The following is a 26,552-nucleotide window of genomic DNA, read 5'->3' on the forward strand; positions in this document are numbered from 1 at the left end:
TCGTAATCAGAGATGTCTGGAAAGATTGCTCATAAAAAAATGTGGGGCAAATGATGGGGCAAATCAGTTATAGACAAACAAAAAAGCCTTGGTTATCAAGGCTTTTTCCTGTTGTATGTAGATGCCCCCTACAGGGCTCGAACCTGTGACCCATAGATTAAGAGTCTACTGCTCTACCAACTGAGCTAAGGAGGCAAATATAAAAAGCTGTATTGGTGCCGATACTTCACGATTTGTATTGAACCCGCGCAATTAAGCAGGTGGGCAACTCGCTCTGACTTAGCTGCTTCCGCGTGAAACGGCCTGCATACTGCCAGAAGTCTTTTGTTTCCCTAATAATACAAAAAATAGTCGGTCAACACTTAAGTGTGAAGTCGTACACCACAGCGTTTCTATATGTATATGATACCACATTTTGAAAATATTTCAAGGAAAAATCTCAATTTTTTGAAACCGATGTCACTTTTTCTTAAATTGATCAATCTTCTCCTTGGTGGCTCCGAGAGCACGCTCGTACTTGCCATTTTCATTAGGAATAAAGTAGGAGGCGTGTTTGAGTTTGTCTGGCAGGTAGTCCTGATTGACCCAGTTGCCAGGGTAGTTATGGGGATATTTATAGTTTTGCGCATTTCCCAGTTCCTTGCTTCCAGCATAATGACCATCGCGGAGGTGGCGAGGAATAGGAAGGTTGCCAGAACTTCTAAGATCAGCCAGCGCCTTGTCCATGGCGACGTAGGCTGAGTTGGATTTCGGCGAAAGGGCTAGATCGATGACGATATTGGCGATGAGAATGCGAGCCTCAGGAAAGCCGATGCGCTCAGCTGCTTGCAACGCCGTCACCGTATGAATCTGCGCATCTGGATTGGCCAGACCGATATCTTCATAAGCGATGACAGTCAAACGACGTGCTAGGCTGGGTAGATCTCCGGCTTCGATCAAACGAGCGGCGTAGTGGAGACTAGCATCGACATCCGAACCACGGATAGATTTTTGCAGGGCAGAGAGCACATCGTAGTGGCCGTCTCCATCTTTGTCCATGGTGATGTAGCTGCGCTGGAGGCTGTTTTCCATGATCTCTAGCGTAATATGGCGGATGCCTTCTGCATTTTCAGAGGTCGACAGCACCGCCAGATCGAGAGAATTAAAGGCGGAACGAAGATCTCCATTGGTTGAGGTAGCGATGAAATCCAAAGCGTTCTCATCGAGCACGACTGGAAAATCAAAGCCACGCTCGGGATCATCTAGCGCCGTTTTCAGAGCTTGCTTGACCTCCTCCGTCGTCAACGGTTCCAACTCAAAGATTTGTACGCGGCTACGAATAGCGGGTGTGACAGAGAAAAAGGGATTTTCAGTCGTTGCACCGATCATGATGACTAGACCGTTTTCGAGCAAAGGCAAGAGAAAATCTTGCTTGGTTTTATCGAGGCGATGGATTTCGTCCAAGAGCAGGACCAAGCCACCAGAAAATTTGGCCTCCTCTGCGATTTCTTGGAGGCGTTTTTTACTGTCAACCGTTGCATTAAAGGTACGAAAGGCATACTTGGTTGTTCCTGCGATGGCAGAAGCAATACTGGTCTTTCCGATCCCTGGAGGTCCATAGAGAATCATAGAAGACAGACGATTGGCTTCGACCATGCGACGAATGATTTTGCCTTCTCCAACCAGGTGCTGTTGACCGATGACTTGATCGATCGTCCGTGGTCGCATACGGAGTGCGAGATTGTCGGGCATTTCCTTCTCCTTTCTAGCTTTGTCTCCTTTCAAAGAGGCGTTTTTTATGGTAAGATTGTAGTAACTATTGTATCATATTCCGCTCTAAGAGTGGGAAATTAGAAAGAGGACGCTATGTCTAAATACGGATTTTTGGATGTTTTAGAAGAGGAGATGGACAAGGTTTTTCCTTTTGATTTTGAGATCAATTGGGATAAGAAAAACCATGCGGTAGAAGTGGCTTTTCTCTTGGAAGCACAGAATACGGGAGGGGTTGCACTGGTTGATGAAGCTGGCGAAGAATCTGATGAGGATATCTTCTTTGAAGAAGCTGTTATCTTCTACAATCCAGCCAAGTCTCATGTGGAAGAAGATGCCTATTTAACAGCGATTCCTTATGAGCCTAAAAAAGGCTTGTCTCGTGAGTTTCTAGCCTATTTTGCGACTTTCCTTCGAGATACAGCCGAGCTGGCCTTGGATGAGCTCATGGATTTCTTGGCAGACGAAGAAGCAGAGAGCTTTGAGATCGTCTGGAACCAAGAAGTTTTTGAAGAAGGCAAAGTTGGCCTAGAAGAAAGCACCTTTTATCCCTATCCGAGATATTAGAAAAGATTCTAAGTGTTTTTTTGAATACTGGATTCAAGGAGAAGGGGAAAACTATGCTAGAAAAAGTCAAACAGTTTTTCAGGAGAAGGTCAGATAAATCTGAGCAATCAGTTTGCATTCTGCCCCGCAATCGCTTTGCGAATTTAGATTTTGAGCGAGTATTGAAGTCAGGAACTCGTTGTTGTGTTGATGAAGATGGGCACTATGTTGAGGATGGTAAAATCACATTATTTGAATTTTCTATAGACTTTGCAGAATTTGAGTTCATAGGTGATTTCAAAATTGAGGAGGAAGATCAGTTTAAGCAACTATTAGCTCGTTTGAATAGTTTTGACAATGCCATTCAGTCCCATTTGGAAAGCGAGTTGCAACAACCCATCCCTCAGTATGCTAAGGATCTAGGCTATACTCAGAAGAGGTGGGAGAAAACCTTTTACTTCCATCCTTGGATATTAAGTTTTGAGGAAAACCCGCCTAATCTTCGCTATGTTGCAGATTATGTAAATGATGAGTTTACGGTTTATTTTGCTAAAAAACATGGCAGATGGCAAGCATACTGGGATGCAGAGTGCCAAAAAGTAATCGAAGAAAGCTAGCTCGTATTTTCCTAGAGAGTAATTGTTATCATAGAAAAGAGTAAATATCATGGAATTATTGGATAGCAGAATGGATTTCCAAGGTTGCAAGATTGCCTTGATTTGTGGGGATAAGGTCTTGACTATCTTACGTGATGACAAGGACGATATCCCTTGTCCCAACATGTGGGAGTTGCCAGGTGGTGGTCGTGAAGGAAACGAAAGCCCTTTCGAGTGCGCAGCGCGTGAAGTTTATGAGGAATTGGGAATTCATTTAGATGAAGACTGTCTGCTTTGGAGCAAGATTTATCCTAGCGTAATCTTTAAAGACAAGCAATCGGTCTTTATGGTTGGTCAGCTAAGACAAGAACAATTTGACAATATTACCTTTGGGAATGAAGGACAGGCCTATAAACTGATGCCTATTGAGGAATTTTTGAAGTCTAAACAGGCAGTGCCTCAGCTACAGGGGAGATTGAGGGATTATTTGGAGGAAGGTTTATGATAACACTTGTTCGAGCGGGAGCAGAGGATTTAGAAACTATTATTGCAATTCAGAGAGCTAGCTTTAAGGCTGTTTATGAAAAATACCATGATGAATATGACCCTTATCTCGAGGACCGTGAACGAATCAAATGGAAACTGGCAGAGCGTCCCAATAGCTATTACTACTTTGTAAAAAAAGATGAAGAAAACATCGGATTTTTACGAGTTCAGACCAATGAAGAGTTAACGGAAGCTTGGTTAGGGACCGCAGCGATTTTGCCTCCGTATCAGGGAAAAGGGTATGGTTCTGAGGGACTGAGATTGCTAGAAGAGGAATTGTCAACCATCACACAATGGGATTTGTGTACGGTATTACAGGATGCGAGAATGGTTGCCTTCTACGAGAAAAATGGCTACCGTCAAACTCATATCGAGCCTGAAAAAGAAGGTATGGATATGGTCTACATGAAAAAATTGATTGACAAATAGAAAGGATGGTTCGGTTAAATTTCTAAACTGAACCTGCCCTAAACACTGTGCCAAAAATATAAACTTCTCTTAGACACAAGCGTCTTCAGAGAATTTCCAATTTTGGCTTTGTGTTTTACGGGCTTGGTATCTTAATGATGGAAACATGGCAAGAGTTAAAAGTTACAGTGAAGCGTGAGGGGGAGGAGCTGGTCTCTAATCTCTTGATTGAGTTAGGTGCCCAAGGGGTAGCAATCGAAGACAGCATGGACTATGTGGGGAATGTGGACCGCTTCGGTGAGATTTTCCCAGAAGTCGAGCAACAGGAAGAAATCGTGGTGACGGCCTACTACCCGGAAACGGTTGATGTAGCAGTGGTGGAAGCGAATTTGCAGGCTCGTCTCTCAGAATTGACCGACTTTATGGACTTAGGAGAGATTAATATTGGCACGACTGCCTTGGCTGAGGAAGACTGGGCCGACAACTGGAAGAAATACTATGAGCCAGCTCGTATCACTCATGACTTGACCATCGTGCCATCTTGGACAGACTATGAGTCGACAGCGGGAGAAAAGATTATCAAGTTGGATCCTGGTATGGCATTTGGAACTGGAACTCACCCAACAACCAAGATGAGTCTCTTTGCCTTGGAGCAGGTTCTTCGCGGTGGCGAAACGGTGCTAGATGTGGGAACTGGTTCAGGTGTCCTCTCCATTGCTAGCTCCCTTCTTGGTGCCAAGGAAATCTTTGCCTATGACTTGGATGATGTAGCGGTTCGTGTCGCTCAGGAAAATATTGAGCTCAATCCGGGTATGGAAAATATCCATGTTGCCCCAGGCGATTTGCTGAAAGGTGTGGAGATTGAGGCAGATGTCATCGTGGCCAACATCTTGGCGGACATTCTGATTCATCTGACAGATGATGCTTATCGCTTGGTCAAGGACGAAGGTTATCTCATCATGAGTGGCATTATCAAGGACAAGTGGGACATGGTGCGTGAGTCGGCTGAGTCAGCTGGATTTTTCCTTGAAACCCACATGATCCAAGGGGAATGGAATGCCTGCGTCTTCAAGAAGACCAAGGATGTCTCCGGTGTGATTGGAGGCTAGCATGCAGCAGTATTTTGTAAAAGGCTTGGCTAGCTCACCTGTCACCATAGAGGACAAGGAAACCAGCAAGCACATGTTTCAGGTCATGCGCTTAAAAGAAGGGGACGAAGTTACTCTAGTCTTTGATGATGGGATCAAGCGCTTGGCGCGCGTGGTCAATGTGGAAGCCCGTCAATTGGAGCTAATCGAAGAATTAGCTGATAATGTGGAACTGCCAGTCCAAGTGACCATTGCATCAGGCTTTCCCAAGGGAGACAAGCTTGAGTTCATCACTCAAAAAGTAACGGAACTCGGTGCTAGCCAAATCTGGGCCTTTCCTGCAGACTGGTCCGTTGCCAAATGGGATGGCAAAAAATTGGGTAAAAAGGTCGAAAAACTAGAAAAAATCGCCCTTGGAGCAGCCGAGCAAAGCAAGCGGAATTTGGTCCCAAGCATTACCCTTTTTGAGAAAAAGGCAGACTTTTTGGATCAGTTAGAACAGTTTGATCGGATCGTGGTGGCTTATGAAGAGTCGGCTAAAGAAGGAGAGGCAGCAGCTTTACTTCAGTCTCTGACCGGATTGGAAGCTGGAAGCAAATTGCTCTTTATCTTTGGGCCAGAGGGAGGCCTCTCCCCTGCAGAAATTGAAAGCTTTACAGCTAAAGGAGCAGTGTTAGCAGGACTTGGACCTCGCATCCTGCGAGCAGAAACAGCCCCACTCTACGCTCTTAGCGCAGTGAGTGTTGTTACAGAATTAATGAACTAACGAAGTGAAGGAATCGCTTCGTTAATTTTTTTACAAAAAACTTTTACGAATGATGAAAAGCAAGGTGGATCCCAGAATGATCTTCGAGAAGTATCCGTATATTAAAGTAGCTTCATTGGTTCCCATCTGCTTCTAAAAGTGTTAAAATAGTATCCAAGAAACTGGAGAAAATACATGCCGAAAGAAGAGAATTTAACAGGGGACCAAGTCGTTGCCCTTACAAAAAAATATTTATCACCTGAAGATGTTGCTTTTGTGCAAAAGGCTTTGGTCTATGCGGTTGATTGCCATAATGGGCAATTCCGTCAGTCTGGCGAGCCTTATATCATCCACCCAATTCAAGTGGCAGGAATCCTTGCCAAGCTGAAACTGGATGCTGTGACAGTCGCCTGCGGCTTTTTGCATGATGTCGTAGAAGATACGGATGCGACTTTAGATGATTTAGAGCGCGAATTTGGTCATGATGTGCGCGTGATTGTCGATGGGGTGACCAAGCTCGGGAAGGTCAAGTACAAGTCCCATGAAGAGCAGTTGGCGGAAAACCATCGCAAGATGCTCATGGCCATGTCTCAAGATATCCGTGTCATTTTGGTCAAATTGGCAGACCGCTTGCATAATATGCGTACCCTCAAGCATTTGCGCAAGGATAAGCAAGAACGCATTTCGCGTGAGACCATGGAGATCTATGCACCGCTAGCCCACCGTCTCGGGATTTCCAGCGTCAAGTGGGAGCTTGAGGATTTGTCCTTCCGTTATCTGAATGAAGTTGAATTCTACAAGATTTCGCATATGATGAAGGAAAAACGTCGCGAGCGAGAAGAGTTGGTCGAAGAGGTTGTCCACAAGATTGAGACCTATGCTGGGGAACGCCATCTGCATGGGAAAATTTATGGTCGACCAAAGCATATCTATTCGATCTATCGCAAGATGCAGGATAAAAAGAAACGCTTTGATGAAATTTACGACTTGATTGCCATTCGCTGTATCCTGGATACTCCAAGCGATGTCTATGCCATGCTGGGATACATCCATGAGCTCTGGAAGCCAATGCCGGGGCGTTTTAAGGACTATATTGCCAACCGGAAGGCCAATGGCTACCAGTCCATCCATACGACTGTATATGGCCCTAAAGGACCGATTGAATTCCAGATCCGAACCAAGGAGATGCACGAGGTTGCCGAATACGGGGTTGCGGCTCACTGGGCTTACAAAAAAGGCATCAAAGGTCAAGTCAACAGTAAGGAATCTGCTATTGGGATGAACTGGATCAAGGAGATGATGGAACTCCAAGACCAGTCAGGCGATGCCAAGGAATTCGTGGAAAATGTAAAAGAAGACATCCTGGCAGAAGAGATTTACGTCTTCACTCCAGATGGAACTGTGCGCTCGCTTCCCAAAGATTCCGGACCGATCGATTTTGCCTATGAAATCCACACCAAAGTTGGGGAAAAAGCGATTGGTGCTAAGGTCAATGGCCGGATGGTGCCCCTCAATACCAAACTTCGGACGGGAGATCAGGTGGAGATTATCACCAATGCCAATTCCTTTGGTCCGAGTCGTGACTGGTTGACCCTTGTTAAAACTAGCAAGGCGCGCAACAAGATCCGTCAATTCTTTAAAAATCAAGACAAGGAATTGTCTATTAACCGTGGCCGTGACCTCTTGATGGCCCAATTCCACGAGCATGACTTGGTAGCCAATAAGTTCATGGACAAAAAGCACATGGACAAAGTGCTACAAAAATCAAGTTACAAGACAGAAGAAGCCTTGTTTGCGGCGATTGGTTTTGGAGAGATTGGGGCTATTACCATCTTTAACCGCTTGACGGAGGATGAACGCCGGGAAGAAGAACGGGCTAAGGCACGCGCAGAAGCAGAAGAGCTAGTCAAAGGTGGCGAGGTCAAGGTTGAAAATAAAAAAGACACCTTGAAGGTCCGTCACGAAGGTGGCGTGGTCATCCAAGGCGCTTCTGGGCTCTTGATTCGGATTGCTAAGTGCTGTAACCCAGTTCCAGGCGATGAAATCGTTGGCTACATCACCAAAGGACGCGGTGTTGCGATTCACCGTCAGGACTGTATGAATCTCCGAGCTCAAGACAACTACGAGCAACGTTTGATTGATGTGGAATGGGAAGATAACAACACGACCAAGGACTACATCGCTCACATCGATATTTACGGACTCAACCGTGCCGGACTTCTGAACGATGTACTACAAGTCCTCTCCAATACAGCTAAGATGGTCTCAACCGTCAATGCCCAACCAACCAAAGACATGAAATTTGCCAATATCCACATTTCCTTTGGAATTCCAAACCTGTCTATGTTGACAACGGTTGTGGATAAGATTAAGAGTGTGCCGGAGGTATACTCTGTTAAGCGTACCAACGGCTAATCGGCTACTCAGTTATCTTTTATAGCTTCGTTAGCTCGCCTTGCTGCCTTGCTCTAAAAGCAACTGAACAGCCGTTGCTTTTCAGCTAGTCTGCCTGTATCGCACTGCCTTGTCTGAAGTTGATGTTCTTTGAAGGTTAGCAGTGAATGCTCGATAGATTTATAAAATAGGATAATAAAATGAAATTAGTGATTCAACGGGTTAAGAGTGCCTCAGTTTCCATTGATGGTCAAGTCTACAATGCGATCCAGCAAGGCTTGTTGCTCCTAGTGGGAGTGGGGCCTGAGGATGACCAGAAGGATTTGGATTATGCGGTCCGCAAGGTATCGCAGATGCGGATTTTCTCAGATGAGGAAGATAAGATGAATCTTTCGGTCAAAGATATCCAAGGGGAAATCTTATCGATCTCTCAATTTACCCTCTTTGCGGATACCAAAAAAGGCAACCGTCCTGCTTTTACAGGGGCTGCCAAGCCAGATATGGCCAGTCAGTTATATGATGCCTTTAATGATCAATTAGAAAAAGAAGTCCCTGTCAAACGAGGGATCTTTGGGGCCGATATGGCGATTGAATTGATCAATGATGGTCCAGTGACGATTTTGTTAGATACAAAAAATCCATAAGTAAGAAAACATGCAGTCGGATTAGACTGCATGTTTTTCAATATAGAGTTGTTGGGCGATCACTTGGTTGATAGAAATTTCTTGTCCATGGATGACTAAGTGATAGAGGCCTGTGTAGTCATCATATCGTTGAAATGCGATAGTATCCCCAATCTGGAGATGGATCTGGTCTAAGAATTTTAACAATTCATAGGTGTCATGGACCCTTTGCAGAATATACAGACCAGGTTGGGTCGCTTCGCTGAGACGGTCTTGGTAGGCTTCGACAAGTCTTTCGCCTTTCTTTGGAATTGTCCCACCGTGAGGGCAGGTCTTAGGAGTTCCAAGCATGTGATCCAGCTGGTCAATGAAATGTTCAGAAACGGTATGTTCGAGGACTTCTGCCTCTTCGTGGACTTCCTCGGTGGTATAGTCAAGGTTCTTCAGAAGGAATACTTCGATTAAGCGGTGCTTGCGGTAGAGATCAGAGACCAATTGCGAGCCTAGATCTGTTAGCAAATACCCATGGGTCTTGTCTTTCACCAAGAGACCCTCAGAGATCATGCGCTTAATCATCTCGGTCACAGCGGGTGGAGAGACCTGCATGCGACTGGCAATTTCTTTATTACTGATTTTTTCTACTTCTGTGCCAATTTCGTAAATGCACTTGAGGTAATCTTCTTTGTTTGGTGTCATGCTTTCCTCTTTTCTTCGCTCACTTCTAGTATATCAAAAAAATCCTCAAAAACGCTAGTGGAGTAATGAGAATTGTCTCAAGCTCCAAAAGATGGTAGTATAGTAGCATAGAAAGGACGGCATTATGAACAGACAGGACTTGGCGAGACTAGGGTGGAGGGAGAATAGTTTAGCCTATTTAGAGAAATACTTGCAGGAATACAAAGATGTACAAGCCTACCAAGAACAATACCAGTCTGTCTTTTTCTTTGCCAGTCCTCTGTTTCAAAATATGTGGTTTCAAGAGATCAAAGATCTAACGGAAACGGCTGCCCAAGACTTGCTGAGGGGAGTCATGAAAATTCTTCTTATGCCAAGTGACCTGTCCGGAACTTGTGAAGAAACAGCCTTTCTTCTGAGTAGGATGTCTCCAGATTGTCCGCCAGGTTCCGACTTTTGGAAGGCTTTTTCACGCGTCGTGCAGGTGGCCTTTGAAAAGGATCCCTTAGCAGATCAGTCAGGAGATCAGCTCTTGAAACGCCAGGTTCACCAGTTGCGCTACCTACTTTCAAGTTACCAAGCCCAGTGGATTCGGACGCATGAGGCCAGAGCTGGACAGACTGACGAGGAGGCCTTACAAGCTTACATACAAAAGGCTAGAGCGGTCACGGTGGATGCTTATGCGGCTGCCCGCCTTCACAATAAGGTCTCCCTAGGGCCAGATGGTCACCTTCATTATCCATCAGGGGCCTCCCAACAAGTCAATTTCAAGGTCTTGTTAAATTTCCATACGGAGTATATTCTCGATCAAGCCGGGCATTTTCTCAATGAAGTCGATCCAGTAGAAGTTTATGAAAATGGCATTGTCAATGGGGCTAGTTTTAACTACGGGCTGGCTAGGGGACGGATCCATAAGGACTTAGATATTGACCCCGTCAAAGCTTGGGATCCAGCCTTTCGGAAGCAGGTCCTTTATCGTCAAGGTGTTCGCTATCTAGCCCCTAAAAATGATCGCAGTGTCGAAGGCTACTGGAGTCGAAAAGGAGTCTTTGCACAAGGAGGCAAGAGCTACAAGCAACAAGTGGCACAGCGCGTGCGGAGTTTCCTCAGAGGCATCCCTCGCTTACGCTGGCGCGTCCTCCTACAGAATGGACTTCATCGGATTTTATAGCAATGGAAAAGAGGTCGCAGACCTCTTTTTTCATTTATCCAAGCGCATTGACGGCTTCGATTGCAGCGTCGTAATTTGGTTCGCTGTTGATATTGTCTAGGTATTCAACGTAAGTAACCTTGTTATCCGCATCTAAGACCAAGACAGCGCGTGCGAGTAGGTGCCATTCATTGATCAAGAGGCCGTATGCTTTCCCGAAGGAATGGTCGTAGTAGTCTGAGAGCATGATGGCATTGTCGAGCCCTTCAGCAGCGCACCATTTACCTTGAGCAAAAGGAAGGTCGACAGAGACCGTCAAGACGACAGTGTCTTCCATATCCGATAAGGTTTGATTGAAGTGACGTGTTTGCATCGAACAGATACCTGTGTCGATGGATGGGATAATGCTGAGGACTTTTTTCTTGCCAGCAAAATCAGCTAAAGATTTCTTCTCAAGAGCTGGAGTGATCAGTGAAAAATCGTGAGCAGTATCGCCAACTTGAAGTTGAGATCCGGTAAAGGTCACAGGGTTTCCTAAAAATGTTGCCATAAAAAGACTCCTTTTTTGTTTTTATTGTACCGCAATACCGGTGGAGGGACCACTGATTTGTTTAGAAATCTGAATGGTCTACTGACTCAATCCTTCTGCGATCTTGTCTAAGTTCCACTTCATCATGCTGTAGTAGCTATCGCCCTTTTCTCCTTCTTTGGCAATCGAGTCAGTGAAGATCTTTGCATAGATCGGGATATTGGTATCCTTAGACACAGTTTTCATAGGACGCTCATCGACACTGGATTCGACAAAGAGGGCCGGTACTTTGGTTTGCCGGAGCTTTTCTACCAGCGTTTTGATTTGGTCAGGTGTCCCTTCTTCTTCCGTATTGATTTCCCAGATATAGGCAGATGGGACGCCGTAGGCTTTGGAGAAGTACTTGAAGCAGCCTTCACTGGTTACAATCATCTTCTTCTCTTCTGGGATATTGTTGAATTTTTGTTTGGCTTCTTGGTCGAGCTTACTAAGTTTTTCAGTATAGGCTGCTAGATTTTTTTCGTAGAAGTCCTTATTTTTGGGATCTTTTGCGATCAATTGTTTGGCAATGTTTTTAGCGTAGAGGATCCCGTTTTCGAGATTGAGCCAAGCGTGAGGGTCTTCTTTTCCAGCTTGGTTTTGGCCTTCCAAGTAGATGACGTCGACTCCGTCGCTAGCTGCGAAATAGTCTTTGTTTTCAACTTTATTGGCATTTTTGACCAATTTAGTAAACCAAGCATTGCCACCGGTTTCGAGGTTGATCCCGTTGTAGAAGATGAGGTCTGCTTGCGAAGTCTTTTTGACATCTTCTGGAAGCGGTTCGTACTCGTGAGGATCTTTGCCGACAGGAACGATACTGTGCAGATCGATCTTATCCTCAGCAATATTTTTAGTTATATCTGCAAGGATTGAATTGGTGGTGACCACTTTCAATTTACCAGAAGCTCCAGAAGAAGAGCCTTTGCTACAGGCCAACAGACCAAATAAGAGCGCCACAAAGAGGGCGAGGATAGAAGCGGTTTTTTTCATGTGTTTCTCCTTTAATGAGATGAAAGAGCGTGCTTATTCTTTCTCTGCTTAGGAGCGATAAAGAAGCTGATGAGAAAGAAGACAGCAGAAGTGAGGACAATACAAGACCCGACGGCGATGTTTAAGCTATAGCCAATAAAGAGTCCCAGGATGGATGCAAGAGCACCTAATCCGGATGAAAGGAGCATCATGGACCAGAGACTATTGGTATAGAGATAGGCCGTCGCAGCGGGTGTAATGAGCATGGCGACGATGAGAATGGTTCCGACACTCTGCATAGCAGTGACAGAAACCAAGGTCAAGAGCACCATAAGGAGGTAGTGATAGACCTTGACCCGGACGCCCATGGATTGAGCCAGAACAGGATCAAAAGATGTGAGCAGTAAGGGTCGAAAGAGTAGGACAATCACCAGCAAGACCGCAGCACCAACACCGATGGTTATCCACATATCCCGGTCTTGGACGGCCAAGATATTCCCAAAGAGGATGTGGAAAAGGTCGGTGGAACTTTTAGCGACTCCAATCAGGATGACTCCTAAGGCGAGGAAAGAAGAAAAGGTAATCCCAATTGCAGTGTCGCTCTTGATGATGGAGTTGCTCTTGATATAGGTGATAAGGACGGACGCCAGGAGGCCAAAGACAATAGCGCCAATAAAGAAATTGATGCCCAGGATAAAGGAGAGAGCCACACCAGGAAGAACTGCGTGTGAGATAGCGTCTCCCATGAGAGACATGCCTCTTAAAATAATGAAGCATCCAACGGCTCCAGCGACAATCCCGATGGCGATGGCTGTGATCAGGGCATTCTGTAAGAAGTGGAATTGCTGTAATCCATCGATAAATTCTGTAATCATCCGACGCCACCTCCTATAAAGAGTTCATGCCCATAGGCTGCATGCAGATTTTCTTTGGTAAAGGTTTCCTCTGTTTTCCCAAATGCAATCAGTTTACGATGAAGGAGGAGGACCTGGTCGAAATAAGCTGGGACCTTGCTGAGGTCGTGATGGACGATCAGAATGGTCTTGCCTTCTTGTTTCAAGGTCTGGAGGGTCTGCATGATGATGTCTTCGCTGACAGAGTCAATCCCTGCGAAGGGCTCATCCAAAAAAATGACATCCGCTTCTTGGACCAAGCAGCGGGCGATCAGCACCCGTTGGAATTGCCCTCCTGAAAGCTGGCCGATCTGGCGATCCGCTAGATCAAGAAGATTGACAAGTTTCAAGGCATTTTCCACTTTTTGGAGATCTTCTTTGCTTTTTCTCTTGAAGATAGAAAGGTGGGGATAAAGACCCAGTGAGATGCACTCTCTCACCGTGATGGGAAAGTGGAAATCAATAGCGGATTTCTGTTCGACGTAGGCCACCCGTTGAAGAACTTGGCTGAGATCTTTTTGATCGAGCTGGACCTTTCCCGCATGAGGGAGAAGTCCTAGCATGGCCTTGATTAGGGTTGATTTTCCAGCCCCATTGGGGCCAAGAATGCCTAGGATGGTTGGACCCTGGATGGTGAGGGAAAGATCCTCCAAGGCCAGTGTTTGCTGGTAAGCAACACTGAGATGTTCAATTTGAATCATGATTTTGCTCCTTTACCATTAATATACATGAATAAAAAAATTAAGTCAAGTTAATTTTTGAAATAATTATACACGAATAAAAAGTTAAGTCAAGTTAATTTTTAAAATAATTCAACTTAAATCTCTTGAAATCATTGAAAAAAGTTCCTATTTTTGATAAGGTTATTACAAAAGAATGAAAGCGAGAAGATCATGGTACGTTTACAAGATGATTTTTATGATTACGTCAATGGGGCATGGGCTGAGACAGCTGTGATTCCAGATGACAAACCGTCAACCGGTGGTTTTATGGACTTGATCCAAGATATCGAAAACTTGATGTTGGATATTACCGGAAAATGGCAAAGAGGAGAAGAATTGCCTGAAGATAGCATTCTGCAAAACTTTGTCAAATACCACAAAATGGTGGCAGATTTTGATGCACGGGAAGCAGCTGGTGTGGCTCCAGCTATGCCCTTGATCAACGAAATCAAGGCCTTATCTTCCTTTGAAGACTATACCAGCAAGTTGGGCACCTATGAGCTAGCTGGCAAACCAAATCTCTTGCCATTTAGCGTGTCACCAGACTTTATGAATGCCCAAATGAATGTCTTGTGGGGAGAAGCACTCGGTTTGATTTTGCCTGATACAACCTACTATGAAGAAGACAATGAAAAAGGACCAGAGTTATTAGCTGTTTGGCGTCAAATGGTTGAAAAACTCTTGGCAAAATTCGATTTCTCAGAGGAAGAAATCAAAGATATCCTAGATAAGGTCATTGCGGCTGATGCAGAATTGGCTAAGTATGTCTTATCAAATGAAGAAAGATCCGAGTACAATAAACTCTACCATCCTTATAAGTGGGCAGATTTCAAGGCCTTGGTTCCAGAATTGCCACTCGATACTTTCTTTACAGAAGTGATCGGACAAACACCAGATAAAATCATCGTTCCAGAAGAGCGTTTCTGGAAGGAATTCGCACCAACATTCTATTCAGCAGCCAACTGGGAAACTATTCATGCAAGATTGAAACTCAGTGCAGCCGTAGATTGGACTTTATTCTTAACCGAAGAAATTCGTGTCTTGGCTGGTGAATATGGACGGACCATTTCGGGTATTCCAGAAGCTCGTCCAAAAGAAAAGGCGGCCTTGTCATTAGCAGAAGTACCATATAGCCAAGCGCTTGGACTCTGGTATGCAGGTGAAAAATTCTCACCAGAAGCAAAAGCAGACGTAGAGCATAAAGTAGCGACCATGATTGAGGTCTACAAGGATCGTCTGGAAAAAGCAGGCTGGCTCGCTCCTGAAACTCGTGAAAAAGCTATTGTCAAACTCAATGTCATCACACCACATATCGGTTACCCTGAAAAATTACCAGAAACATACGCCAAAAAGATCATCGACGAAAGCAAGACCTTGGTTGAAAATGCTCAAGCCCTTTACGAAATTTCCATTGCCCATACTTGGAGCAAGTGGAACCAACCGGTTGATCGAAGCGAATGGCACATGCCAGCCCATCTGGTCAATGCTTACTATGATCCGCAACAGAACCAAATCGTCTTCCCAGCAGCGATTTTACAAGCACCTTTCTATGACCTTCACCAATCATCATCAGCCAACTACGGCGGAATCGGTGCAGTCATTGCCCATGAAATCTCCCACGCCTTTGACACCAATGGTGCTTCCTTTGATGAGCACGGTAGCTTGAAAGACTGGTGGAAGCCAGAAGATTACGAAGCCTTTACCGCTCGCACGCAAAAAGTCATCGATCAGTTTGAAGGGCAAGACTCTTACGGTGCCAAGATTAATGGGAAATTGACCGTTTCTGAAAACGTGGCAGACCTCGGTGGTATCGCTGCAGCCCTTGAAGCAGCGAAGAAAGAAGCAGACTTCTCAGCAGAAGAATTCTTCACCAACTTTGCTCGCATCTGGCGCATGAAAGCTCGGACAGAGTACATGCAACTCCTCGCAAGTGTCGATGTCCACGCACCAGGAAAACTCCGCACCAATGTCCAATTGCCAAACTTTGACGAATTCTTTGAAACCTTTGATGTCAAAGAAGGAGATGGCATGTGGCGCGCACCAGAAGACCGCGTGATCATTTGGTAGTCTAAGATACTAAGCCCGTAAAAAAAGCGAGAAGAAAATAGGAGATTGACCATGTGGGCCAGGCCCACCAGTCAATCTCTCTTTTTCTCGACGCTTTTAGGGCGAGTTCAATTTCGCGATAGTGATTTATCTTTTTTCCAAAGGAAGTAGTCTCGACTTCAGTTAGGCGATTGATTGATTTTCTTGATTGCTCGTGAAAAAAATAAAAATCCCCAAAGTTAAGTTTCAACCTACTGAAACTAGCTTTGGGGATTTTTGATAATAAGATTCATCAAATAAAAATGAAACGCTTCCAATGACCGCGTGAACAGATAAATTTAATTGATTGGAGCCTTGTATAATTCTTTGAATTTCATAGAAATAAATGCTACTATGGGTGTGAACTAAATAAATTTTAAAGGAGCAGACTATGAGAAATTTTGCAAGTCCGTCACGTTACATTCAAGGGGAAAATGCCTTGTTTGAAAATGCGCAATCTATTTCAGAATTAGGGACTCACCCTGTTTTACTATGTGATTCAGTGGTTTATGATATCGTAGGGAAACGTTTTGAAGAATACCTTGGTCAAAATGGGCTTACGGTTTTGCCAGTCTTCTTTAATGGAGAAGCTTCTGACAACGAAATCAATCGTGTGGTTAGTTTGGCAGAAGAAAATGGCTGTGATTTGGTCATTGGACTTGGTGGAGGAAAGACCATCGATAGTGCGAAAGCTATTGCCGATCTTTTAAAATCACCAGTTGTGATTGCTCCGACCATTGCCTCTACAGATGCTCCCGTTTCCGCTTTGTCAGTTATCTACACGGATGAAGGTGCCTTTGCTCGCTATATTTTCTATTCTAAAAACCCAGAATTGGTCTTGGTGGATAGCAAAGTCATCTCTCAAGCACCAAAACGTTTGCTCGCTTCTGGAATCGCAGATGGATTAGCGACTTGGGTCGAAGCGCGTGCGGTAATGCAAGCCAATGGAAAAACCATGATGGGTCAACGACAAACCTTAGCGGGTGTCGCCATTGCACAACGTTGTGAAGAAACCTTATTTGCTGATGGACTCCAAGCCATGGCTGCTTGTGAAGCCAAAGTCGTAACCCCTGCTCTTGAAAACATCATTGAAGCCAATACCCTTCTTAGTGGGATTGGGTTTGAAAGTGGTGGGTTAGCAGCTGCCCATGCCATCCATAATGGCTTTACAGCCCTTACTGGGGACATCCACCATTTGACTCACGGTGAAAAAGTAGCCTACGGAACGTTAGTTCAATTGTTCTTAGAAAACCGTCCTAAGGAAGAATTGAATAAATACATTCGTTTCTATCAACAAATCGGTATGCCAACCACTCTGAAAGAAATGCATCTTGAAACTGCAAGTTATGAAGATCTTCTCAAGGTTGGCCAACAGGCCACCATCGAAGGAGAAACCATCCATCAAATGCCATTTGAAGTGAAGGCTTCTGATATTGCCCAAGCCATCGTAGCAGTAGATGCCTACGTTCAAGGTTTGGCCTAAGATGGCTTTGTCGACAAACCAAGAACTCCCATACCTTATGGTAATGGGAGTTCTTTTCCTATTTTCTTCTTTTTGGATCGGTTTGTTTAAAGATCAGGTATAAAATTCCGGCAGGCAAGAAGCAGAAGAGCCACATAACATCGAGTCCCTTGCTTTTACTGCTAGAGGTCGTTGCTTTAGACTCACTGACGGCCACTCCCGGTTTAATGCTTGGAGATACCTGTTGCAAGCCGTTCTGGACGACTAGGCGGTTATTTTCTAGTTTTAGCGCTGGCTTCGTCCCCTTCTTAACGGTCGCATAGAAGTCTTGCTTCAGTTGAATGGTCTTCCCGTCGATGGTATGATCGCCTGCAGAGAGGATTTTTTTATACTGGTAGTCTGCGAACATTTTCTCAGCCAAGGTATTCCCGATTTGATTGCGGTAGCTTTCGGCGATCTCGACATCGTAGTTCCCAACCCCCAAAATCACTTCGATAATCCGCTGTTTACCCCGCTTGGTTGTCGCGGTGTAGTTGTAGTCAGCAGTCGGGCCGGATCCAGTTTTGAGTCCATCTGTTCCTTTAAGGGCGAATTTTCCACCTTCGAGGGAAGTGTTGTAATTATCGTAGCTTTGCTCGTAAGGGGTTCCTTCCATGATCGTAGTGTGAGCTTGCTTGGTGTATTCCAACATTTCTGGCAGGTCGTTTACGATGTGATAAGCCAGAATAGACATGTCCCGCGCTGTGATTTCGTTATTGGCATTGACGTCGTAGCGCTGAGGATTGTAGTAGCCCTGAAGGACCGAAATCATCGCCCCATTTGGATTGTGCCATTTGGTATGGCTCATCCCCATTTCTTGTGCGTACTGATTCATTAAGTCCAAAAACTTATCGGGATCATTGTCAGTAACGGCGTTGGCCAGCATAATCACGGCCGCACTGGAAGATGGAACAAAGAGCATCTTGATCAATTCAGATACTTTGTAGTCCACACCAGCTACAATAGGTGAGTTACTTAACAGATTGTTTTCCGAGATGGCTTGGTCTGCCTCTGTTGCTGTAACCACGGTATCATATTTGATCTTGCCTTCTTTGAGGGCCCGAAAGACTACATAGGCACTCATGAGTTTGGCCATGCTTCCTGAGTCCCGGACCGTGTCGATATTGTCTCCGTACAATATAGCTCCAGTATTGGCGTCGATGACGATGTCAGCCTTAGGCTTGTAAAAATCATCCAATACCAGTCCAGCATCAGCTGCGATTTTCATGACATCTTCTTGCTGGTAGATGTCGTCCGCAAAAGCAGTGGAAATAGTGCCAAATGTCAAGACTCCTACAAGGAGGGACAAGAGGCTGTGTTTTAGTCGTTTGTGTAAATGTCTCACATAATTCATAGATTCCATTATATCATACAGGCCAGGGATTCAACTTGAAAAAATTTTAGAAAAAGTAGAAATTGAAAAAATAAAGGAAAAATAGAATAATTTCGCAGTAAAAGCGTTTACATTTCCCTAGAAAGTGCTATAATTTAAATTGAGTATAACATTTTTTACAATGAGGTGATTTATATGAACAAAGGGAAGGTACTCTTAGCTACCAGCGCTCTGCTTTTATCAGCTGGTGTACTGGCAGCCTGCTCAGGAGGGAAATCTAGTAGCTCTGGTGGTCAGACATTTAGCTATGTCTATACCCAGGATCCGGATACCTTAGACTACTCGATTTCCAATAAAAAATCGACTTCCGAGTTTACAGGAAATGCGATAGATGGCTTGTTGGAAGTGGACAAGTACGGGAACTTGATCCCATCGCTTGCTAAAGACTGGACTGTTTCCAAGGATGGCTTGACCTATACTTATAAACTCCGTAAAGGGGTCAAATGGATGACTTCTGAAGGGGAAGAATATGGAGAAGTCAAAGCCCAAGACTTTGTCACAGGCCTCAAACACGCGGCAGACAAGAAATCACAAGCGATTTACTTGGTCCAAAAATCTGTCAAAGGCTTGGATGATTATGTTTCAGGGAAGACATCTGATTTCTCAACTGTTGGAGTAAAGGCTATTGATGATTATACCGTTCAATATACCTTGAGCCAACCGGAAAGTTTCTGGAATTCTAAGACTACGATGGGGATCTTGATGCCGGTTAACGAAGAATTCCTGAAATCTAAAGGAGATGACTATGGTCAAGGGACTTCTCCATCTAGTATCCTCTACTGCGGTCCTTATTTGATCAAGTCCATCACTTCTAAATCTTCTGCGACCTTGGAAAAGAACCCAACATATTGGGATGCGGATAATGTCAAGATCAGTAAAGTCAAGTTGACCTATTATGATGGACAAGATTCAGAATCCTTGATCCGTGGATTTGATAAAGGCGACTATACGGTTGCCCGTGTCTTCCCAAGTGGCTCTAACTATAAGAGTGTAGAGAAGAAGCACAAAGACGATATCGTCTTTAGTGACCAAGGTTCCTCAACCTACAACCTTTCCTTCAACATTGACCGTCAGTCTTATGAAATTACAGCCAAGACCACAGATGCTCAAAAGACTTCAACTAAGAAAGCAATTTTAAATAAAGACTTCCGTCAAGCCATTATGTTTGCCTTCAACCGTAAGGCATATGTAGCTCAGGCGAACGGGGAAGCTGCTGCCAATAAGGTCATCCGTAATACCTTTACGCCACCAAACTTTGTCCAAATCAATGGCCAACAATTTGGGGATGCAGTAGAAAAAGACTTGGAAGCTTATGGGGATGAATGGAAAGGGGTCTCTGTCGCAGATGGAAAAGATACCCTCTACAACCCAACCAAGGCCAAAGAAGAGTTTGCCAAAGCTAAGGCAGATTTGCAGGCTCAAGGAGTTGAATTCCCAATTCATTTGGACCTTCCAACTTCTTCAACTTATACAGAAGGAATCAAACAAGCCCAATCCTTCAAACAGTCGATCGAGTCAACTTTAGGAGCAGAAAATATTGTTATTGATCTGAAAATGATCTCAGATGATGACCTGCAACGGGTTACCTACTTTGCTGAAAATGCATCGCAACAAGACTGGGATTTGAACAATAACTTGGGTTGGGGACCAGACTATACGGACCCATCTTCTTACATTGATATCACTAGTGGTAAATCTGGCGAAAATGCCAATGCCTACTTTGGATTCGATGCTGGTACGGATAATGCGGCCGCAAAAGCAGCTGGTTTTGATGAATATGATCAATTGATCGAAGATGCGCACAATGAAACCAAAGATGTGAACAAGCGTTACGAAAAATATGCTGCCGCTCAAGCTTGGTTGACCGATAGTGCACTCTTGATTCCGATCCATTCAGATGGAGCTTCTCCAGGTGTTCGTAAGACTGTACCATACTCCGCAGCCTTTGCTTGGACAGGCCACAAGGGTCAATCCTTCAACTATAAATATTTGGAAGTTCAAGACAAGGTCGTATCGGCTAAAGACTACGACAAAGCGCGTGATCAATGGAAGAAAGAAAAAGAAAAATCCAATAAAAAAGCGCAAGAAGAACTTGAAAAGCATGTGAAATAGACTTTTCTTGAAGAAAACAGGAGAGACAGGTCCCGTATGGGACCTGTCTTTTTCTTTGTCTGAACCTTTAAAAATCGCCTAAAAATGGTATAATAGGAGCATCACGAAAATTGGAGAGACGCTATGAGTTTTTACAATCATAAAGAAATCGAGCCTAAGTGGCAAAAATACTGGGCTGACCATCACACTTTTAAGACAGGAACGGATGCTTCAAAACCTAAGTTTTATGCTTTGGACATGTTCCCTTACCCATCTGGAGCGGGTCTTCACGTAGGACACCCAGAAGGCTACACAGCGACTGATATCCTTAGCCGTTTCAAACGTGCCCAAGGTTACAATGTCCTTCACCCAATGGGATGGGATGCTTTTGGTTTGCCTGCAGAGCAATACGCTATGGATACAGGGAATGACCCAGCGGAATTCACAGCGGAAAACATCGCCAACTTCAAACGCCAAATCAATGCGCTTGGCTTCTCTTATGACTGGGACCGTGAAGTCAATACGACAGATCCGAACTACTACAAGTGGACGCAATGGATCTTCACCAAGCTTTACGAAAAAGGTTTAGCCTATGAAGCGGAAGTGCCAGTAAACTGGGTTGAGGAACTAGGAACAGCTATCGCCAACGAAGAAGTTCTTCCTGATGGAACCTCTGAGCGTGGGGGCTATCCAGTTGTCCGCAAACCAATGCGCCAATGGATGCTTAAAATCACTGCCTATGCGGAACGTTTGCTGGCTGACTTGGATGATCTTGACTGGCCAGAGTCTATCAAGGACATGCAACGCAACTGGATTGGGAAATCAACTGGTGCCAATGTCACTTTCAAAGTAAAAGGGACAGACAAGGAATTTACCGTCTTTACGACTCGTCCAGATACTCTTTTCGGTGCGACCTTCACTGTTTTGGCTCCTGAACATGAACTAGTAGATGCCATCACGACACCTGAACAAGCTGAAGCTGTAGCGGACTACAAACACCAAGCTAGCCTTAAATCAGACTTGGCTCGTACAGACCTTGCCAAGGAAAAAACAGGGGTTTGGACGGGTGCTTATGCTATCAACCCTGTCAATGGTAAAGAAATTCCAATCTGGATTGCCGACTATGTTCTTGCTAGCTACGGTACAGGTGCTGTTATGGCCGTACCTGCCCACGATGAGCGTGACTGGGAATTTGCTAAACAGTTTGGACTTCCAATCGTAGAAGTACTTGAAGGTGGGAATGTTGAAGAGGCTGCTTACACAGAAGATGGCCTTCACGTCAACTCTGACTTCTTGAACGGTCTCAACAAAGAAGAAGCGATTGCTAAAATCGTGGCTTGGCTAGAAGAAAAAGGCTTTGGTCAAGAAAAGGTGACCTACCGTCTCCGCGACTGGCTCTTTAGCCGTCAACGTTACTGGGGTGAACCAATCCCAATCATTCATTGGGAAGATGGAACTTCAACAGCTGTTCCAGAAAGTGAATTGCCACTTGTCTTGCCAGTCACCAAGGACATCCGCCCTTCAGGTACAGGTGAAAGCCCATTGGCTAACTTGACAGACTGGCTGGAAGTGACTCGTGAGGATGGAGTGAAAGGTCGTCGTGAAACCAATACCATGCCACAATGGGCGGGTTCAAGCTGGTACTACCTTCGCTATATCGACCCACACAACACTGAGAAATTGGCTGATGAGGACCTCCTCAAACAATGGTTGCCAGTCGATATCTACGTAGGTGGTGCAGAACATGCCGTGCTTCACTTGCTTTACGCTCGTTTCTGGCACAAGTTCCTCTATGATTTAGGTGTCGTTCCAACTAAGGAGCCATTCCAAAAACTCTTTAACCAAGGAATGATCTTGGGAACAAGCTATCGTGACCACCGTGGCGCGCTTGTGGCAACTGACAAGGTTGAAAAACGTGACGGTTCCTTCTGCCATGTGGAAACAGGAGAAGAGTTGGAGCAAGCACCAGCTAAGATGTCGAAATCCCTCAAGAACGTGGTGAACCCAGACGATGTGGTGGAACAATACGGTGCTGATACCCTTCGTGTTTATGAAATGTTTATGGGACCACTCGATGCTTCAATCGCTTGGTCAGAAGAAGGTCTGGAAGGAAGTCGTAAGTTCCTCGACCGTGTGTATCGTTTGATCACAAGTAAAGAAATCGTTGCGGAAAACAATGGTGCTCTAGACAAGGTTTATAACGAAACCGTTAAAGCTGTCACAGAGCAAATTGAGTCTATGAAATTCAACACAGCCATTGCCCAGCTCATGGTCTTTGTCAACGCGGCTAACAAGGAAGACAAACTCTATGTGGACTATGCTAAAGGCTTTATCCAATTGATCGCCCCATTTGCCCCTCACTTGGCAGAAGAACTCTGGCAAACTGTGGTAGAAACAGGTGAGTCTATCTCTTATGTAGCTTGGCCAACATGGGACGAAAGCAAATTGGTTGAAGACGAAATCGAGATCGTTGTCCAAATCAAAGGAAAAGTCCGTGCTAAACTCATGGTCGCTAAAGACCTTTCTCGTGAAGAATTGCAAGAAGTCGCTCTAGCTGACGACAAAGTCAAGGCAGAGATTGATGGCAAAGAAATCGTGAAAGTAATTGCGGTACCGAACAAGCTTGTAAATATTGTTGTGAAATAAAAATGAATCCTTCAGAGTTCAGCTCTGGAGGATTTTTGACTCTTCTTGACAAGAAATTGGTATTTTGTTAATATGGTTAACAAAAAGAAGGAAACCATGAATAAGAAAGAACTGCATAAGTTTAATAATCGTTTTAACAGCTTTGCTTTAGCTTTTGAACAGTTGAAAAAAGCTCAGCATAGGAACAGTATTGATAAATCAATCACTATTAATGAAGTCCATTTGATCGACCTGATAGGCCGCAATCAGCCTGTGAATCTAGTGAAATTATCTGAGTTACTTGAAGTGTCTAGGAGTGCCATTACTCAGAGTGTTAGACGTTTAACCAAGAAAGACCTCGTTGCTTTTGAATTTGCACCGGATAATGAAAAAAATAAATATCTGATATTATCCAAAAAAGGGGTTGAAGTTTTTAACATTCATAAAGAGCAGCAAGAACATATTGAGACAGCCATTTTTTCAGTTTTAAAAAACTATAATGAGGAGGATCTTCAAATGATTATGAAATTGATGGATGATGTTGAACAGGTTTGGCAAGAATTACCGTGGTAAAAATCACGGTAATTTTATGACTATATTGTTAATTGTATTAACAAAAAGAGGAAGATATGAATATACAAATTGAACTGATCTCAGAGTATGATTTAGCAGACGCATCTTTTAATATTGTCATCGATGGCTTAAAACCAAGAGAAACATATCGAGTCGAAATGTTTCTATCTGATTATTATTGTATCAATGCTCCCATGCTTTTAACTCATGATGTTTTATGGAGATCAACAGGGACTTTTGTATCAGATAAGAATGGTATTATTGATATTTCACAAACTCCATCTTGTTCTGGCTCTTATGAAGGCATTTCAACAATGGGACTATTTTTTAATGCCAAGCCCTTGACCAATCAGAGAAAGAAACTTCCAAACTCTCTTTCTGAAATTCCCATATTAGATCATTTTTTTGTGGATATCAAAATTATGCAAGGAAATACTGTCATTGCAGAGAGAACTTTCACAAGACATTACATGAGTTCGCAAATTAGTCATCAAGATATTTACGGGGAACATTTTCAAGGGAGACTTTTTTATGATCAAAAGGCAATAAAAACACCAGCATTGATTATTGTGAGCGGCAGTGAAGGAAGGATTGAAAAGGCACAGAATATAGCTCAGCTTCTATCTTCTAGAGGTTATATTTGCCTAGCAGTTGCCTACTTTGGTTTAGAGGGGTTGCCAAAATATTTGGAACGTATTCCTTTAGAGTGCCTTGTGGAAGCAAAGGATTATCTACGTCAGCATCCTCAAGTAGATAGTGAAAGAATTGGAATCTATGGACGGTCTAAGGGAGCAGAATTAGTTTTAGCTGAGGAGAGCCTTTTTAATGACGTTCAATGTTTGGTACTAAATTCACCCTCTGATGTGGTATATGAAGGGATAAAAGGGAAATGGAACTCTCACACTTCTTCTTGGACAAATTTGAAAAAAGAACTTCCCTATCAAAAGTTTCGACTTGGAGATTATCTGTTCAGCAAACTTTTTAGAAAAAGCTTCCCTAAAGATCGTTCTGCTAAGATAGATATCGGTCAAATGCATTCACCAATCTTATTGCTCGGAAGTACTGTTGATGAAATATGGGATGCCTCGTCAGCAATTGATGATATTGTCTCAGATTATAAAGGACGCCACATTACATTTAAAAAATATCATGAAACAGGTCACATGTTGACAGTGGCTTATCAACCAAATCACCGTTATCGAAAAGATTGGCGTTTATTGATGAGAGAGAGTAAGGATTCTTGGCTAGCTACGATTCATTTTTTTGATAGGCATTTGAAGAAGAAATAAAAATAGATTATAAATATGCTATAATAGTTCCAACTAAGATAAAAACACAGTTCTGGTTGGTAGTCCAGACGTAGGCAAGCCTATCAGTAACCTTCCTCCTTGGTTGTCCATTCTTAGGGATAGATTTAAGGAGGTGCTGTCGTGGAAACAATTTCAATTGGATTGACAGTTTATTTTGAAGATGGATTTTGGCATGGTTTGTTCGAACAAGTGTATCGAGAAACTTATCAAGTTTGTCGTGTGACATTTGGTAAGGAGCCAAAAGATGATGAAATTCTAGAGATTTTACAGACTCAGTTTACTCAATTATCTTTTAGTCCAGAAACTACAGTTAAGCAACATGTAAAAATCAAGAATCCTAAACGATTACAGCGAATGGTGAGGAAACAAGTAAAACAAAAAGTTTCTTCCAAGTCGAAAGAACTATTGCAGTTGCAGTATGAGGAAAGGAAAAAGATTTCAAAACATCAATCTAGTGTCCAAAAGCAATTGCTCAAACAAGAGAAATTTGAACGCAAACAGCAAAAACGAAGAGACAAGCATAAAGGACATTAACCCTTATCTCTTTCATCAAAAAAGCTTCGGTAGGAAGAACCCTACCGAGGCTTTTTAACAAATTTCATTCTGCATGATAGTGAAGAGATGTAAAACTCAGTGTCGTTCAAAAAGGAGTATAAATGTTGCTTTTCTTCCAAGGAAGATGGTGTAAAAGGATTAAAAAATCTGGTATTTTGAAGTTCCTCAAGGATTCTGTGGACATATTCTTAGATTTTTTATTTCGATATCGAAATAGTTGACAGATGTAACGAACGGTGATACAATGACTGTGATATTTCGGTATAGAAATAAAAAGGAGACAAAATGGACAAGATGCAAGGGGGCTACCAAGCTTTACAGATACGCTTGTTGAACGGGCGACTTTTTCAAAAACTCTTGAGCAAGGAACCAGATGCCCAATACCGAAGTAAACAGGGGAAAATTTTAACGATTTTGTGGAAGCAAGAGTTGGGGTGCGCTACTGCGACCGATATCGCTCTTGCGACGGGTCTAGCCAATAATACATTGACCAGCATGGTTAAGAAATTGGAAGAACAAGGCTTGGTTACGATTCAACCTTGTACGCAGGATAAAAGGAAAAAATATATTTCTTTGACAGACCTCGGTTGGGCACAAAAGGAAATTGGGGATCGTGTTAGTAAGGAACTGGGTGAGATTTTCTATCAAGGATTTTCGGATCAAGAAATCCGAGAATTTGAGGAGTATCAAGAGCGCATTATCTCAAATCTAAAAGCTAAAGAGAATGACATCTAAGGAAAGGAAGTA

At 43.7% G+C, this 26,552-nt stretch carries 24 protein-coding genes, 1 tRNA gene and 1 other RNA gene; 17 read left to right on the plus strand and 9 right to left on the minus strand.

Going from position 1 to position 26,552, the window contains the following annotated elements:
• Nucleotides 1-122: 122 nt before the first annotated feature.
• From I2E70_RS05565 to I2E70_RS05575, 3 genes are all read right to left on the minus strand, one after another.
• Nucleotides 123-195 (minus strand) — tRNA-Lys (locus tag I2E70_RS05565).
• A gap of 5 nt (nucleotides 196-200) precedes the next feature.
• Nucleotides 201-393: non-coding RNA, 6S RNA (gene ssrS, locus I2E70_RS05570), on the minus strand.
• 66 nt (nucleotides 394-459) lie between these two features.
• Entirely contained in the window at nucleotides 460-1,731 is a 1,272-nt protein-coding gene (locus I2E70_RS05575) for a replication-associated recombination protein A (protein ID WP_031574853.1), read from the minus strand.
• Nucleotides 1,732-1,845: 114 nt separating this feature from the next.
• Between I2E70_RS05575 and I2E70_RS05580 the strand changes: the two genes are divergently transcribed.
• From I2E70_RS05580 to dtd, 8 genes are all read left to right on the plus strand, one after another.
• Nucleotides 1,846-2,316: a DUF3013 family protein gene (locus I2E70_RS05580; protein ID WP_003014200.1), complete on the plus strand. Its 471-nt coding sequence runs from the start codon at nucleotides 1,846-1,848 to the stop codon at nucleotides 2,314-2,316.
• 53 nt (nucleotides 2,317-2,369) lie between these two features.
• Nucleotides 2,370-2,912, plus strand: coding sequence for a hypothetical protein (locus I2E70_RS05585; RefSeq protein ID WP_031574862.1), 543 nt, complete (start codon nucleotides 2,370-2,372; stop codon nucleotides 2,910-2,912).
• 49 nt (nucleotides 2,913-2,961) lie between these two features.
• Nucleotides 2,962-3,396 carry an NUDIX hydrolase gene (locus tag I2E70_RS05590; RefSeq protein WP_031574864.1) on the plus strand — a complete coding sequence of 145 codons (435 nt, stop codon included), beginning with the start codon at nucleotides 2,962-2,964 and terminating at the stop codon, nucleotides 3,394-3,396.
• Nucleotides 3,393-3,866 (plus strand): GNAT family N-acetyltransferase, encoded by a 474-nt coding sequence (locus tag I2E70_RS05595; protein WP_031574866.1) that lies wholly within the window; start codon nucleotides 3,393-3,395, stop codon nucleotides 3,864-3,866. Before I2E70_RS05590 ends, I2E70_RS05595 begins: the two co-directional genes overlap by 4 nt.
• A 137-nt stretch (nucleotides 3,867-4,003) precedes the next feature.
• Nucleotides 4,004-4,954, plus strand: coding sequence for a 50S ribosomal protein L11 methyltransferase (gene prmA, locus I2E70_RS05600; protein WP_155125092.1), 951 nt, complete (start codon nucleotides 4,004-4,006; stop codon nucleotides 4,952-4,954).
• Between the two features lies 1 nt (nucleotide 4,955).
• Nucleotides 4,956-5,699, plus strand: a complete 744-nt coding sequence (locus I2E70_RS05605) for a 16S rRNA (uracil(1498)-N(3))-methyltransferase (RefSeq protein ID WP_070594747.1) — start codon at nucleotides 4,956-4,958, stop codon at nucleotides 5,697-5,699.
• 174 nt (nucleotides 5,700-5,873) lie between these two features.
• Nucleotides 5,874-8,093: a RelA/SpoT family protein gene (locus I2E70_RS05610; RefSeq protein WP_003013723.1), complete on the plus strand. Its 2,220-nt coding sequence runs from the start codon at nucleotides 5,874-5,876 to the stop codon at nucleotides 8,091-8,093.
• Nucleotides 8,094-8,272: 179 nt separating this feature from the next.
• Complete coding sequence (gene dtd / locus I2E70_RS05615; RefSeq protein WP_049486459.1) at nucleotides 8,273-8,716, plus strand: D-aminoacyl-tRNA deacylase; 444 nt, start codon at nucleotides 8,273-8,275, stop codon at nucleotides 8,714-8,716.
• 21 nt (nucleotides 8,717-8,737) lie between these two features.
• On the opposite strand, the gene I2E70_RS05620 is transcribed toward dtd, so the two are convergent.
• On the minus strand, nucleotides 8,738-9,391 hold the full coding sequence (locus tag I2E70_RS05620) for a metal-dependent transcriptional regulator (protein ID WP_195423872.1): 654 nt from the start codon (nucleotides 9,389-9,391) through the stop codon (nucleotides 8,738-8,740).
• Nucleotides 9,392-9,515: 124 nt separating this feature from the next.
• On the opposite strand from I2E70_RS05620, the gene I2E70_RS05625 reads away from it, so the two are divergent.
• Complete coding sequence (locus tag I2E70_RS05625) at nucleotides 9,516-10,541, plus strand: DUF3114 domain-containing protein (protein WP_021154332.1); 1,026 nt, start codon at nucleotides 9,516-9,518, stop codon at nucleotides 10,539-10,541.
• Between the two features lie 34 nt (nucleotides 10,542-10,575).
• Here I2E70_RS05625 and tpx read toward each other — a convergent pair whose 3' ends face one another.
• From tpx to I2E70_RS05645, 4 genes are all read right to left on the minus strand, one after another.
• On the minus strand, nucleotides 10,576-11,070 hold the full coding sequence (gene tpx, locus I2E70_RS05630; protein ID WP_195423874.1) for a thiol peroxidase: 495 nt from the start codon (nucleotides 11,068-11,070) through the stop codon (nucleotides 10,576-10,578).
• A 78-nt stretch (nucleotides 11,071-11,148) separates the two neighbouring features.
• Nucleotides 11,149-12,078 (minus strand): metal ABC transporter substrate-binding lipoprotein/fibrin-binding adhesin FimA, encoded by a 930-nt coding sequence (gene fimA / locus I2E70_RS05635; protein ID WP_023919586.1) that lies wholly within the window; start codon nucleotides 12,076-12,078, stop codon nucleotides 11,149-11,151.
• Nucleotides 12,079-12,089: 11 nt separating this feature from the next.
• Nucleotides 12,090-12,932 carry a metal ABC transporter permease gene (locus tag I2E70_RS05640; protein WP_003004302.1) on the minus strand — a complete coding sequence of 281 codons (843 nt, stop codon included), beginning with the start codon at nucleotides 12,930-12,932 and terminating at the stop codon, nucleotides 12,090-12,092.
• Complete coding sequence (locus tag I2E70_RS05645) at nucleotides 12,929-13,651, minus strand: metal ABC transporter ATP-binding protein (RefSeq protein WP_023919584.1); 723 nt, start codon at nucleotides 13,649-13,651, stop codon at nucleotides 12,929-12,931. Before I2E70_RS05645 ends, I2E70_RS05640 begins: the two co-directional genes overlap by 4 nt.
• A 192-nt stretch (nucleotides 13,652-13,843) precedes the next feature.
• Between I2E70_RS05645 and I2E70_RS05650 the strand changes: the two genes are divergently transcribed.
• A complete protein-coding gene (locus tag I2E70_RS05650; protein ID WP_195423876.1) occupies nucleotides 13,844-15,739 on the plus strand; it encodes a M13 family metallopeptidase in 1,896 nt (631 codons plus the stop codon).
• 409 nt (nucleotides 15,740-16,148) lie between these two features.
• Complete coding sequence (locus I2E70_RS05655; RefSeq protein WP_195423878.1) at nucleotides 16,149-17,240, plus strand: glycerol dehydrogenase; 1,092 nt, start codon at nucleotides 16,149-16,151, stop codon at nucleotides 17,238-17,240.
• Between the two features lie 58 nt (nucleotides 17,241-17,298).
• Here I2E70_RS05655 and I2E70_RS05660 read toward each other — a convergent pair whose 3' ends face one another.
• Nucleotides 17,299-18,621, minus strand: a complete 1,323-nt coding sequence (locus tag I2E70_RS05660; RefSeq protein ID WP_195423880.1) for a DUF1958 domain-containing protein — start codon at nucleotides 18,619-18,621, stop codon at nucleotides 17,299-17,301.
• A 165-nt stretch (nucleotides 18,622-18,786) separates the two neighbouring features.
• Between I2E70_RS05660 and I2E70_RS05665 the strand changes: the two genes are divergently transcribed.
• The 6 genes from I2E70_RS05665 to I2E70_RS05690 all read left to right on the plus strand — a co-directional run bounded on the left by I2E70_RS05665 (nucleotide 18,787) and on the right by I2E70_RS05690 (nucleotide 26,540).
• Nucleotides 18,787-20,763 (plus strand): peptide ABC transporter substrate-binding protein, encoded by a 1,977-nt coding sequence (locus I2E70_RS05665; protein WP_070505340.1) that lies wholly within the window; start codon nucleotides 18,787-18,789, stop codon nucleotides 20,761-20,763.
• A gap of 123 nt (nucleotides 20,764-20,886) precedes the next feature.
• The gene (gene leuS, locus I2E70_RS05670; protein WP_195423883.1) at nucleotides 20,887-23,388 is read left to right on the plus strand and encodes a leucine--tRNA ligase; all 2,502 of its coding nucleotides are present in this window, start codon (nucleotides 20,887-20,889) and stop codon (nucleotides 23,386-23,388) included.
• 96 nt (nucleotides 23,389-23,484) lie between these two features.
• On the plus strand, nucleotides 23,485-23,940 hold the full coding sequence (locus tag I2E70_RS05675; protein WP_070674717.1) for a MarR family winged helix-turn-helix transcriptional regulator: 456 nt from the start codon (nucleotides 23,485-23,487) through the stop codon (nucleotides 23,938-23,940).
• 56 nt (nucleotides 23,941-23,996) lie between these two features.
• On the plus strand, nucleotides 23,997-25,229 hold the full coding sequence (locus I2E70_RS05680; protein WP_173018886.1) for an acyl-CoA thioesterase/bile acid-CoA:amino acid N-acyltransferase family protein: 1,233 nt from the start codon (nucleotides 23,997-23,999) through the stop codon (nucleotides 25,227-25,229).
• Between the two features lie 141 nt (nucleotides 25,230-25,370).
• Complete coding sequence (locus I2E70_RS05685) at nucleotides 25,371-25,784, plus strand: YjdF family protein (protein ID WP_070674722.1); 414 nt, start codon at nucleotides 25,371-25,373, stop codon at nucleotides 25,782-25,784.
• Between the two features lie 306 nt (nucleotides 25,785-26,090).
• Entirely contained in the window at nucleotides 26,091-26,540 is a 450-nt protein-coding gene (locus tag I2E70_RS05690) for a MarR family winged helix-turn-helix transcriptional regulator (protein WP_195423886.1), read from the plus strand.
• Nucleotides 26,541-26,552: the final 12 nt, after the last annotated feature.

Source organism: Streptococcus parasanguinis, assembly GCF_015556095.1.
In the GTDB taxonomy this organism is placed as follows: domain Bacteria; phylum Bacillota; class Bacilli; order Lactobacillales; family Streptococcaceae; genus Streptococcus; species Streptococcus parasanguinis_Q.